This window comes from Variovorax sp. P1_H2 (assembly GCF_056405295.1).
This window is the reverse complement of record NZ_JBFUCJ010000085.1, coordinates 1-11,848: the sequence shown is the minus strand read 5'-3', so window position 1 is coordinate 11,848 and position 11,848 is coordinate 1. Positions and strand designations below refer to the sequence as shown.

The window sequence follows — 11,848 nt, the reverse complement described above, 5'->3', positions numbered from 1 at the left end:
AAAAGCACCCGTGGTTAAAATGTTTAGTTGTCAACTGTTTATCCAGCCATGAAGAATGCACTGAATGGACGCCACGCGGTCGTGACCGGCGCCGCCCGCGGCATCGGCGCCGAGATCGCGCGCACCCTGGCGGCCGAGGGCGCCCGCCTGAGCCTGCTCGGCCGCGACCGCGCGGCACTGGAGCGCGTGCGCGCCGAACTGGCGGGCAGCGGCCACGGCGTGGCGACGGTCGACGTCGCCGACGCCGACTCGGTGCGCGCGGCCTTCGAAGCGGTGCGCGCGGCGTCGGGCCCGGTCGGGATCCTGGTCAACAACGCGGGCCAGGCCGAGAGCGCGCCTTTCCTCAAGACCTCGGTCGAGCTCTGGCAGCGCATGCTCGGCGTCAACCTCACGGGCAGCTTCCTCTGCGCGCAGGCGGCGCTGCCCGACATGCTTGAAGCGGGCTGGGGCCGGATCGTCAACATCGCGAGCACCGCGGGCCAGAAGGGCTATGCCTACGTGGCCGCCTACACCGCGGCCAAGCACGGCGTGGTCGGGCTCACGCGCTCGCTGGCGCTCGAGGTGGCGCGCAAGGGCATCACGGTCAACGCGGTCTGCCCGGGCTACACCGACACCGACATCCTGCGCAACAGCGTCGCCAACGTGGTCGGCAAGACCGGCCGCAGCGAGGCCGATGCGCTGGCCGAGTTCGCGGTCGTCAATCCGCAGCGCCGCATCGTGCAGCCGGCCGAGGTGGCCGACGCGGTGCGCTGGCTCTGCGGCGAGGGCGCAGCGTCGGTCACCGGCCAGTCGATCTCGGTGTCGGGAGGAGAAGTGACATGATCGACAGCGGCAACGACCCCTCGCACGCGGCGCTCAGCGACGCCGAGGAACTGGGCCACGAGGCCCGCGCCGGCAACGACGACCACGCCGTGCTCAAGCTCTGGCTGCGCATGCTGGCCAGCACGACCCAGATCGAGGCCGAGATCCGCAAGCGGCTGCGCGAGCGCTTCGACATCACGCTGGCGCGCTTCGACTACATGGCGCAGCTCTACCGCTACAAGGACGGCCTCAAGATGCGGGTGCTGTCGCGCTACCTGATGGTCACCGGCGGCAACGTGACCGGCCTCACCGACGAACTCGAGCGCGAAGGCGTGGTCTCGCGCACCGCCAGCCCGGACGACCGCCGGGCCTGGATCGTGAGCCTCACGCCCAAGGGCCGCCGCAGCTTCGAGGCCATGGCCAGCGAGCACGAGCAATGGATCCTCGAGATGTTCTCGGGGCTCGACATGAAGACGGTGAAGCAGTTGCACAGCCAGCTGGGCCAGCTGCGGGTGCATGTGATGCGCAACGAGGCCGCCGGCGAGGAGCCTTCGTGAGCGAAGCACTCGCCGGTGCGTTCCGCCGCGAGCGGCTGATCCGCTTCTCCGACTGCGACCCCGCGGGCATCGTCTTCTATCCGCAGTACTTCGTGATGTTCAACGGCCTGGTGGAAGACTGGGTCAACGCGATGGGCATCGGCTACCAGCGGCTGATCACCGAGCAGCGCATCGGCCTGCCGACGGTGCGGATCGAGGCCGATTTCCGCGCCGTGAGCCGCTTCGGCGACATCGTGACGCTGGCGCTCGTGGTCGAGCGCCTCGGCACGCGCTCGCTGACCCTGGCGCTGCAATGCGTCGGCGCCGACGGCGAGCTCCGCATGCAGATGCGCCAGGTGCTGGTGACGACCTCGCTCGAGACGCATCGCGCGCTCGACATCCCCGCAGCGCTGCGCGACGCGATCCTGCGCGGGGCGCCCGCCGGGGGCTGAGCCGTCGCTCAGGCCGCCAGGCCGTTCATGAGCCCGGTGCGCGGGTGGCAGTTGATGTATTCGTAGCTCTGCTCGTCCGCCTTCAGCACCGAGACCTCGTGGTACACGCGCAGCTGCAGCTCGAAGTTGAGCTCCTGCACGTAGCGCATGAAGCTGCCGAAGATCGCCACGTGCGTGGGATGCGACTCGGCCCAGCGCTCCATGTCCGCCAGCGAGCGCCAGAAGCTCAGGCCGAAGGACTTCTGCAGCGGCCCGCCGCTGGCGTCGAGGTGGTGCATGTAGCGGTTGCTGTAGCAGCCGATCGCGAGGCCCTGGTCGCGCAGGAAATCCATGCCTTCGCGCAGCGTCGGCTCCATGTCCTCGAGGTAGAGCGTGCGCTCGCGTCCGGTGGTGTCGGTCCATTCCTGGCCCGAGCGGATCATCGCCACGTTCTGGTGGCCGGCGATGCGCACGCGCTGCCCCGGCGCGGGCGCGCCCGAGATCGCGCTGCGGCTTCCCGATGCCGCCATCGCGTCGGTCTGCGACAGCGGAATCCGGTCGCGCATCGAACCCCAGTAGCCGTGCTCCCGGATCTCGCCACTGACCCCGCCGCCCATCACCACGCCCACCCCTTCGAAACGGTCGGGCGTGCTGAACATGGTCTCGTAGTGCGCGGCCCGTGGCGAGGCGATCTCGCGGAAATAGCCCAGTCCGTCGTCGAGCCGTTCGGGCGAGCGCCACCAGTCGTCGATCTCGGGCGTGGCGCACCAGCGCGCGAAGGCGGCCGGGTCGCTCCAGTACGCGATCGCGATCATGTTGTCGAAGCCCTCGGCGTCGACGAAGTGCGCCAGGTCATGGTGGCCCGGCCCGTCGGCGAGGCCGAAGCTGCGCGCGATCTTCATCAGGGCGGCGCAGGCGCGGCCCTGCAATCCGGGCCCGCGCGACTGCACGCCGAAGTAGCCCATCACCACCTGGCCCACGCCGGCGGCTGCGCGGGCCGACCAGACGGGGTAGGGCGGCGTGTAGTCGTCCTCCACCCGGCGGTGCCGGGTGCGCGGACATTTCAGGTGCTCGGCAATGGCGGATTCCATGGCGCTTCCCCTGTGACGTGGCGGCTCAGGCCACGACCGGCTGGCGGGCGGCAGCCGCAGCCGGTTCGACCGGCGTGGACACCGGCTCGGCGACCGCCTTCTCGGGCTCGGCCGGTCCCTGCAGAACCACCGGCTCGCGCCGCTTCCTGTTGAACAGAAGCTGCGTCACGTCGGGCCGCGAATAGTGGCCGGCCGGGTCGCCGGCGGCCTTGGCCAGCGAGATCGTCCCGAGGTCGATGTCGGCCACCACCAGCCCCTCCTCGTCCTCGGCCAGGTTCTTGCCGAGCGGCGAGCCGTCGGGCCCGTAGATGCGCGCGAAGCCGCCGCCGACCAGCAGCATCTGCTGCTTGCCGGCATCGGTGCACAGCAGCTCGTGCATCGCCTTCGACACCGTGGCGCAGGGCGCGATCACGAAGCACTGGCCCTCGGCCGCGTAGACCTGGCTGGCGGCGTTGTTGACCTCGGCGCCGAGCGCATAGGCGCCGCCGCGGTAGAGCGAGAAGCTGGGCCAGGCGCCGCAATGGATCTGCTCGTTCTGCGAATACATCGCGTACTTGCTGAGCGGCTGCAGGTGCTCCCAGCACGACAGCGAGCCGATGTTGCCGATCGGCGTCTCGACCACGCTGAGATCCGAGCCGTCGCCTTCGCCGAAGACGGTGCGCTCGACGTGCGTCGGCTTGAGCTTGCGCCGCGTCTGCAGCGTGTTGCCCTGGTCGTCGATCAGCGCCTGCGCGATGTACAGGCTGCCCGCGGCCTTCTCGCTGTAGCCGAGCGAGACCCAGATCCGGTGCTTGCGCGCGGCCTCGCGGATGCGGTCGAACTCGGGCGAGCCGACCACCAGGGAATTGTCGTGGTAGCGCTGCACGAACTGCATGCCCCAGGCCGGCGAATCGAGCCAGATCCACCACGGATAGCCGGGCACCCAGGTCTCGGGAAAGGCGATCAGCTGCACGCCCTGGCCGGCCGCCTGCGCCATCAGGTCGATGGTCTTGTCGATGGTGCCGTCGAGGTCGAGGAAGACGGGGGCGGCTTGCACCGCGGCGACGCGCAGGCGGGGATGGGTGGTGCTGGACATGGCGTTCTCCAAAAGGGGTGGATGGGACCCGCGGCCTCCGGGTTAGCGCGGTGGCACACGGGTTGCTTGAAGCGTAAGTTCGCCGCCTGGAAAGCGCCTTGTCCGGAATTCGCGGCGTTCTTGATCCAGCGTTGCAAGCGGCCCGTTCCCGCAACTCCCCGGAAGGATTCCCATGACCCGATTGCTCAGCACTGCCGTCGTTCCGCGCGAGCAGCGGCTCGCCTACTGGACCGACATGATCTGCAACGTCTATGTCCAGCTCGGCTGCGATCCGGTGCCGGGAGATCGCCCCAAGGGCGCATTCGAGGGCAGCATCCAGCAGCACACGCTGCCCAGCCTCGATGTCTCGGTCGTCAGCTCGGGGCCGCAGAAGGTGATGCGCACGGCGGGCCACATCGCGCGCTCGTCGGACGACTATTTCCTGGTCAGCATCCAGGCCCGCGGCCGCGGCGTGGTGCGGCAGGACGGGCGCGATGCCGTGCTGTCGGTGGGCGACTTCGCGCTCTACGACAGCACGCGGCCCTACCAGCTGCTGTTCGACGATGCCTTCGAGCAGATCGTGCTCAAGCTGCCGGGCGAGCGCCTGCGCAGCGAGCTGCGCCAGACCGAGGCCCTGACCGCCACCACCGTGTCGGGCCGCGAGGGCGCCGGCCACCTGCTGCTGGGCATGATCCGCACACTGCACGAGGACATCGACGCCCTGCAGCCGGCCTCGGCGCTGGCGGTCGCCAACGGCGTGCTCAACATCCTGGTGGCCGGGCTGCAGACGCTGCCGGCCGCACGCTCGCCTGCCTTGAGCAACCTGACCGCCTTCCACCTGGCGCGGATCAAGCGGCGCATCGACGAGCAGCTCGACGACCCCGCGCTGTCGGTCGGCACGCTGGCGGCCGCGCTCGGCCTGTCGGTGAGCCAGATCCACCGGGTGTTCAAGAGCGAGCCGGTGACGCCGGCGCAGTACATCTGGGAGCGCCGGCTCGAGGCCTGCAGCCGCGACCTGCTCGACCCGCGCGCCGCCGGCCGCACGGTCGGCGAGATCGCCTATGGCCGCGGCTTCAACGATGCGGCGCACTTCAGCCGGGCCTTCCGCGAGCGCTTCGGCTGCTCGCCGCGGGAGTGGCGGCAGCGCGTCGCGCATTGATTCGACCGCCGCGCCGCAGGGTGCGGGTTCCGGCATGATGTGCGACGGAGCCACACCGGAGCAAAGAATGGCGCGTGCCGAGAGAGACGAACCCGATCCCGGGGAAAGCAGCCGGGCGGAGGCCCTGGCCAGCGCCTTCACGGCGCCGCGGCCGAGCGTCGAGGAGCGCATGGCCGCCGGCAAGGCCTTGCGCGAGCGCGTTCCCCGGGCCCGCCACGGCGCCTTCGAGCGCCTGCCGGAGGTCGACCCGCTGGCCATCCTGAAGGCGCAGGCGACCACCCGCCTGCAGCAGCTGGTGCCGGTGCGGCACGCCCGCATGCTGCAGTCGCCCTTCGCCTTCCTGCGCGGCTCGGCCGCGGTGATGGCTGCCGACCTGGCACCCAGCCCGACCACCGGGATCCGGGTCCAGGCCTGCGGCGACATGCACGTGGCGAACTTCGGCGTCTTCGCGTCCGCCGAGCGGCAGCTGGTGTTCGCCATCAACGATTTCGACGAAACGCAGCCCGGGCCCTGGGAGTGGGACGTCAAGCGGCTGGCGGCCAGCGCCTTCGTGGCCGCCCATCACCTGGGCGGCGACAAATCCGAGCGCGAGGCGGCCGCGAGGGCCGCGGTGGAGAGCTACCGCGAGCGCATGCGGCGCTACGCGGGCATGGGGCAGCTGGAGATCTGGTACGACACCATCCACAGCGATCGGCTGGTGGAATCGCTGCCGCCGGCCTGGCGAGCGCGTGCGGGCGCCGTGCTCGACAAGGCGCGCAAGCGCACCCACATGCAGGTGCTCGACAAGATGACCGACCTGGTGGACGACCAGCACCGGATCATCGAGCAGCACCCCTTCATCGTGCGCTCGCCCCTGACCTCGATGGGGCGTCCGGTGGACGAGGCGATCGGCCATTGCCTGGCCCACTACCTCGAGTCGCTGGCGCCCGAACGACGGCTGCTGCTGTCGCGCTACCGGATCGTCGATGCGGCGCAGAAGGTGGTCGGGGTGGGAAGCGTCGGCACCCGCTGCTGGATGGTGCTGATGCAGGGGCGCGACGAGGACGACCCCTTGTTCCTGCAGCTCAAGGAGGCGCAGCCTTCGGTGCTGGCCCCCTTCGCGGGCGATGTAGCCCCGGCGCTCGCCCCGGCCAACCAGGGCGAGCGCGTGGTCCGGGGGCAGCGGCTGATCCAGGGTTCACCCGACATCTTCCTCGGCTGGGGCCGGATCGACGGCGTGCACTTCTACATCCGGCAGTTGCGCGACATGAAGGGCGGCATCGACCTGGAGCCGGGCGAGACCACCCCGGGCGGCTTCATCGAGTACTGCAGGCTGTGCGGCTGGGCGCTGGCCCTGGCGCATGCCAAGTCGGGCGATGCCGCGATGATCAGCGGCTATCTGGGCAAATCGGATGTGTTCGACGACGCGCTGGTCGAGTTCGCCACCGCCTATGCGGGGCAGACCCGGGCCGACCACGAGCGCTTTGCGGCGGCGGCGAAGGAGGGGGTGGTGGCGGTGGCGTCGGGCGCGTAGCCCTGCCTCAGATCACCCCGCGCTCTCGCAGCACCCGGCACCCGGTCGTGCCGCCAGATCCTGCGCCAGCGCCGCGCCATCGGGTGTGGCGATGTCCAGCGTGATCGAGTGCTTGGCCAGGGCTTGATTGCCGCTGGCGATGCGCGCGACTATGCTGACGGTAGCGCTGACGCCGCTTGGTTTCCAGCGCGGGCTTCACGAAGGAGTGTGCGCCATGGAACACCCGCTCGACAGTCAATCTCTTCCGCCGTCAATGGTGGCGCCCGCCGTGCGCCGGGTTGGCGCGATGCGGCCCTTCGTTTGGCTGCGCTTGGGCGCACGCGATCTGGCGTTCCGGCCAGGCTTGAGCCTCGGTATCGGTGTGCTGGTTGCAGTTGCAGGCCTGGCCCTGATGGCCGCGACCTGGGATGCCACCTACCTTGCGCCAACTCTGCTCGGCGGCTTCTTGCTGGTGGCACCCTTCCTCGCGATGCCCCTGTACGCACTGTCGCGCCAGCGGGAGCAGTCCGCCGCGCCGGACTCCGCATTGGCTCTTGGCGCGTGGCGCGGCAACGCCGGCTCGATTGCGCTGTTCGGATTGGTGCTCACGCTGGCGTACTTTGCCTGGGAGCGCCTGGCAGCGATCGTCTTCGCACTGTTCTTCACCGAGCAAGTGCGGCACGCGTCGCACCTGCCCGCAGCGCTGCTGCTGTCGGGCCAGCCGGTCGGTCTTGTGCTTGCCTTCTTCGCGGTTGGCGCCGCGGTGGCAGCGCTCGTTTTCGCGCTCGGCGTCGTCAGCGTGCCGTTGCTGGTGGATCGCCCCGTGGACGTGATCACCGCGGTGCTGACCAGCCTGCGCTGCTGCGCCCGCAATCCGGTGGCCATGCTGCTGTGGGCCGTGTTGATCGCAATGCTGACGGCCCTCGGTTTTGCGACGTTCATGCTCGGGCTCATCGTCATCTTCCCGTGGCTGGCACACGGGAGCTGGCACGCCTATCGCGAGATGGTGGACGGGTGATCCTGCGCGGGCTAGGCCCACGAACTCGGAAGGCGAGACCGGGACCTGCCGCGCCTGCGTCAAGCCCCGTGAGCATCCATGAACGTCAAAATGTAATACGAATTGACTAATTTGACGTCACGGCCGTCAAATGGCCAAGGCCACCCACCTCGCCCTGGCCCGAAACCACCAATGAGACGCACATGAACTTCGTCGACTGGTGGGCCAAGCGGATTCCCCGCGCAAAGGAGAGACGACATGCCCAAGGTAGTAATCACGGCGCAGATTGAAGACCCGGACAAGTGGGAGAAGGGCTTCCGGACCCACGGTCCGCTGTTCAGGAGCCAAACCGTCACCAAGCCAATCAGTTTCGCGACGATCGCAGGCAATCAAGTCGCGGTGTGCGCCGAGCCCGATGACCTGGACGCGTTCATGAAGGGCATGGATTCCCCCGCGACGGCGGAAGCCATGGCCTTCGATGGCGTCAAGAGAGAGACCGTCAAGATATTCGTCCTTGACAAGGAATTCAAGGTCTAGCGAGCACGGTGCACGACGAGCGACGACTCGAGCACGGCCGACTGGTCGGGCGAGCAGAAACTCTTCGTCGGAGCAGGGTGTCCCCTACTGTGCTCCCCAGCGGGCCGATGGGCGGTTCGCAGCCGACCATTCACGGCATGTCGACGTCCTCGAGGGTCGAGAAAAGCACCTCGAAGATTTCCCTTGTCGTGACTGAACCCTGCGCGTCCTTCTTGAGCTGGATGAGCTGCTGTGCATCCGGCAACCCGGCGGGTATCACCATCGTGCCGCCTGGCTTCAACTGATAGATGAGCGCCGGCGGGATCAGCTCGGGGGCCGCCGTCACGATGATCTTGTCGAATGGTGCGTGCTCGGGCCAGCCATGGCAGCCGTTGCCGATCCTGATCTCGACGTTGGCATGTCCTTGGTCGGCCAGCCGACGCCCGGCTTGCTCGGCCAGTTCCTCGACGATCTCGACAGTGAAAACGCGGTGCGCGAGCTCCGCCAGGATGGCCGACTGGTAGCCCAGCCCGGTACCGATCTCGAGCACCGTGTCGGTCGGTTGGACGCCGAGCAGGTCGGTCATCACGGCGACGATGAAGGGTTGCGAGATCGTCTTGCGGTAGCCGATCGGCAAGGGGGAATCGACGTAGGCGTAGGGCCGCAGTTCGAACGGCACGAACGCGTGGCGCGGCACCGTGGCCATGGCGTTCATGACCCTCGAATCCAGCGCCGCCTTGCCCAGATACGTGGTCGAGAAAACCGTCTTGGCCGCGATCTCGGCCAGCATGCGCTGCCGCAGCATCGTGAAGTCCGGTTCGCTCATGGTGCCCTCGGGCGTGCCGGCACGAGCCTATTCGCTCGGCGTGCGGATGTTGGGGAATGCGTGCGCGATCGCCTTGCGTTGCACATCGGCGTCGTACCAGCAGAGCGCCCCTTCCTGCTCATCGCGTGTCAGCTTGTGCGTGCCGTCGCAGTAGGGCTGGTTCGCCGACAGGCCGCAACCGCAGATGAATTTCGTCTCGCCGCCGATGTCTATCGGATAGGGCTTGCTGCGCGTGCGCATGACCAGTCTCGCCATGATTGCCTCCACAGGGTTAGAAGCGGCGCAAAGACGCTTCTTCCGCATTTGAGCAAAGCGCCCCGGCAACTTCAACCGGGAGACCCTGATGGACGAAGAGGCACTCGGCCTGGGCATCGCGCTTCGAAGGAGAGGCGCCCTATGACGCGTCCTGGGGTGGCCGGTTCGCCCCTCATCGCGGACATCAACGGTTCCCACTGGGGTGTGGCACAGACCCGGGAGCCGGGCTTTCCATCGTTCGGCAGGGGCGTGCGGGCGAATCCGGCCAGTCCGGGTTGAGGCCGTCAAGCGGGCGGCACCAGCGCCCGCTTGAGGATCTTCCCGGTCGACGTGGTAGGCAGCGCATCCAGCACCTCGATGCGCGACGGCCGCTTGTACGGCGACAGGTTCTGCCGCAGATGCGCCTGCAGGGCGTCGGGGTCGAACGCGGCGCCGGACTCGAGTTCGACGAAGGCCGCAATCGCCTCGTTGCCGTCGGACTCCGGCACGCCCACCACCGCACTCAGGTGCACGCCCGGGAAGCGGTTGAGCACGCCCTCGACCTCGGCCGGGTACACATTGAAGCCCGAGCGGATGATCATCTCTTTCAGGCGCCCGACGACGAACAGCGCGCCGTCGGCAGCGAGGCGGCCGAGGTCGCCCGAGGCATACCAGCCGCCGGGCCGCATGGCCTGCGCCGTGGCGTCGGCATCCCGGAAGTAGCCCAGCATCAGGCCGGCGCCGCGCAGCCAGATCTCGCCGACCTCGCCGGATGCTGCGTCACGGCCTTCGGCGCTGACGATGCGGGCCTCGCCGCCTTCGACGAGGTAGCCGGCCGAAGTGTCGTCGCGCGCCACGCCGCGTCGGGTCAGGAAGACCGAGCCCGCGTACTCCGACAGGCCGTAGCCGTAGTGCAACGGCTGGCCGAACAGCGCCTCGACGCGCTGCTTGAGCCCAGCGTCGAGCGGCGCCGAGCCGGTGTAGACATAGCGCAGATGCGGAAAGCCAGGCGTCGCGGCCCGGGCCTCGACGTGGGCCAGCAGGCGCGCGTACATCGTCGGCGGCCCCAGCAGGTTCGATACTTTTTCCTGCGCGAGCGCATGCAGCAGGTCGTCGGGCGAGAAGCTGCCGCGCAGCACCAGCGATGCGCCGCCGCTCAGCGAGGCCATCAGCACCGTGCCGAGGCCGAAGATGTGTGTCATCGGCAGGAAGGCGTAGGCGCGGTCGTCGGCCCTCAGGGCGCGCGAGGCCGCGGAGACGCGGCCGAAGTGCAGCAGCCCGCGGTGCGACACCATCACGCCCTTGGGCGTGCCCGAGGTGCCCGAAGTGAAGATGATCGCGGCGGTGTCGGCCAGCGCGGGATTCGGCTCGGGGGTGGCGGCGGCGCGCAGCGGCGAGCGCAGCACGCCGGGCAGAGCGCTGGGCACCGCTTGCGCGCGATGCGCATGTTGGAGCGCCGCGGCGAAACCCGCGCCGGTGAAGTAGCAGAGGCGCGCATCGGCCCGCTCGACGATCGCGTCGACCTCGCCCGGCGACATCCGCGCATTGACGCCGCACGACCAGGCGCCGACCTGGCTGCAGGCCATGATCAGCGCGATGTGGGCGGCGCAGTTCTCGGCCACCAGCAGCACGCGGTCGGTCGGCCGCACGCCGGCATCGATCAGGTCGGCCGCGGCGGCCTCGACCATCGCCTGCAGCGACGCATACGAGGTGTCGCCCGCGGACTCGTGCAGGAAGATGGCGTCGGGGGTTGCGGCGGCGCGGAGCGCCAGCCATTCATGGATTCGCTTCGGCACGCTATTCGGCCTCGATGCCCTTGGAGACCGTGGCCCATAGCTTGCGGTCCGACAGCCCCTTCTCGGCCAGCACCGAGGGGGCTCCCGACCAGACTTCGTAGCCTTGCTCGAGCAGCCGCGCCGCGACCGCCTGGCGCGCCAGCACCTTGACGGCCGCCGCGTTGATGCGCGCCACCAGCGCCGGGTCCATGCGGGCCGGGCCGTAGAGGCCGAACCAGCCGCCGACGTCGAAATCGGCGACACCGGACTCGATCATGGTCGGCACGTCGGGCAGCATGCGGTTGCGCTGGCGCGAGGTGACCGCGAGCGCCCGCACCTTGCCCGATTCGATGAAGGGCCGCGAGGTGGCGATGATGTCGAACATCATCGACAGCGTGCCGCCCATCACGTCCGCCAATGCCGGGGCGCTGCCCTTGTAGGCCACGTGCGCCATCGGCGCACCGCCCATCTTCTCGAGCAGCGCGCCGCTCAGGTGGTTCGACGAGCCGACACCGGCCGAGCCGTAGAACACCTTCTGGGGGTTGGCCTTGGCGTAGGCCAGCAGCTCGGCCACGCTGCGCACCGGCAGATCCTTGTTGACCACGAGAACGTTGGTATAGGCCACCAGCGGCGCGATCGGCGTCAGGTCCTTCATCGGGTCGAAAGGCATCTTGCGCTGCACGTTCGGATTGATCGTGATCGTCGGGCTGGCGCCGAAGAACAGCGTGGCGCCGTCGGGCATTGCCTTGGCGACCATGTCACCGCCCATCGAGCCGCCCGCGCCGGGCTTGTTCTCGACGATGACCTGTGTCCCCAGTTCCTGCGCGAGTGCGGGGGCGAGCAGGCGTGCCGCACCATCGACCGGGCCGCCCGGGGTGTAGCCCACCACCAGCTTGACGAGCGTCGGCAGCGGTGACTGCTGGGCCAGTGCTCTCG

At 69.0% G+C, this 11,848-nt stretch carries 13 protein-coding genes; 7 read left to right on the top strand and 6 right to left on the bottom strand.

Going from position 1 to position 11,848, the window contains the following annotated elements; translation table 11 throughout:
• The first annotated feature begins 48 nt into the window (after positions 1-48).
• Genes AC1D2E_RS24625 through AC1D2E_RS24615 form a run of 3 tightly spaced genes read left to right on the top strand, consistent with a single transcriptional unit; the run spans position 49 to position 1,789 of the window.
• Positions 49-822 (top strand): SDR family NAD(P)-dependent oxidoreductase, encoded by a 774-nt coding sequence (locus AC1D2E_RS24625; protein WP_478199831.1) that lies wholly within the window; start codon positions 49-51, stop codon positions 820-822.
• Positions 819-1,358 (top strand): MarR family winged helix-turn-helix transcriptional regulator, encoded by a 540-nt coding sequence (locus AC1D2E_RS24620; RefSeq protein WP_478199830.1) that lies wholly within the window; start codon positions 819-821, stop codon positions 1,356-1,358. The genes AC1D2E_RS24625 and AC1D2E_RS24620 overlap by 4 nt, the downstream gene beginning before the upstream one ends.
• A complete protein-coding gene (locus tag AC1D2E_RS24615; RefSeq protein ID WP_478199829.1) occupies positions 1,355-1,789 on the top strand; it encodes an acyl-CoA thioesterase in 435 nt (144 codons plus the stop codon). Before AC1D2E_RS24620 ends, AC1D2E_RS24615 begins: the two co-directional genes overlap by 4 nt.
• An 8-nt stretch (positions 1,790-1,797) precedes the next feature.
• On the opposite strand, the gene AC1D2E_RS24610 is transcribed toward AC1D2E_RS24615, so the two are convergent.
• Positions 1,798-2,859, bottom strand: a complete 1,062-nt coding sequence (locus tag AC1D2E_RS24610) for a phenylacetaldoxime dehydratase family protein (RefSeq protein WP_478199828.1) — start codon at positions 2,857-2,859, stop codon at positions 1,798-1,800.
• A 25-nt stretch (positions 2,860-2,884) separates the two neighbouring features.
• Positions 2,885-3,934 carry a carbon-nitrogen hydrolase family protein gene (locus AC1D2E_RS24605; RefSeq protein ID WP_478199827.1) on the bottom strand — a complete coding sequence of 350 codons (1,050 nt, stop codon included), beginning with the start codon at positions 3,932-3,934 and terminating at the stop codon, positions 2,885-2,887.
• 172 nt (positions 3,935-4,106) lie between these two features.
• Here AC1D2E_RS24605 and AC1D2E_RS24600 point away from each other — a divergent pair, with 172 nt between their 5' ends.
• The 4 genes from AC1D2E_RS24600 to AC1D2E_RS24585 all read left to right on the top strand — a co-directional run bounded on the left by AC1D2E_RS24600 (position 4,107) and on the right by AC1D2E_RS24585 (position 8,098).
• Complete coding sequence (locus AC1D2E_RS24600) at positions 4,107-5,072, top strand: AraC-like ligand-binding domain-containing protein (RefSeq protein WP_478199826.1); 966 nt, start codon at positions 4,107-4,109, stop codon at positions 5,070-5,072.
• Between the two features lie 67 nt (positions 5,073-5,139).
• A complete protein-coding gene (locus AC1D2E_RS24595) occupies positions 5,140-6,585 on the top strand; it encodes a DUF2252 domain-containing protein (protein WP_478199825.1) in 1,446 nt (481 codons plus the stop codon).
• Positions 6,586-6,799: 214 nt separating this feature from the next.
• The gene (locus AC1D2E_RS24590; protein ID WP_478199824.1) at positions 6,800-7,582 is read left to right on the top strand and encodes a DUF2189 domain-containing protein; all 783 of its coding nucleotides are present in this window, start codon (positions 6,800-6,802) and stop codon (positions 7,580-7,582) included.
• Positions 7,583-7,819: 237 nt separating this feature from the next.
• Complete coding sequence (locus AC1D2E_RS24585) at positions 7,820-8,098, top strand: hypothetical protein (protein WP_162588573.1); 279 nt, start codon at positions 7,820-7,822, stop codon at positions 8,096-8,098.
• Between the two features lie 130 nt (positions 8,099-8,228).
• On the opposite strand, the gene AC1D2E_RS24580 is transcribed toward AC1D2E_RS24585, so the two are convergent.
• From AC1D2E_RS24580 to AC1D2E_RS24565, 4 genes are all read right to left on the bottom strand, one after another.
• Positions 8,229-8,903, bottom strand: coding sequence for a protein-L-isoaspartate(D-aspartate) O-methyltransferase (locus tag AC1D2E_RS24580; RefSeq protein ID WP_478199823.1), 675 nt, complete (start codon positions 8,901-8,903; stop codon positions 8,229-8,231).
• A 27-nt stretch (positions 8,904-8,930) separates the two neighbouring features.
• Complete coding sequence (locus tag AC1D2E_RS24575) at positions 8,931-9,158, bottom strand: CDGSH iron-sulfur domain-containing protein (protein WP_478199822.1); 228 nt, start codon at positions 9,156-9,158, stop codon at positions 8,931-8,933.
• 284 nt (positions 9,159-9,442) lie between these two features.
• Positions 9,443-10,933, bottom strand: a complete 1,491-nt coding sequence (locus tag AC1D2E_RS24570; RefSeq protein ID WP_478199821.1) for a class I adenylate-forming enzyme family protein — start codon at positions 10,931-10,933, stop codon at positions 9,443-9,445.
• 1 nt (position 10,934) lies between these two features.
• Positions 10,935-11,848 (bottom strand): Bug family tripartite tricarboxylate transporter substrate binding protein (locus AC1D2E_RS24565; protein ID WP_478199820.1); only part of this gene is annotated, 914 nt, incomplete at its 5' end.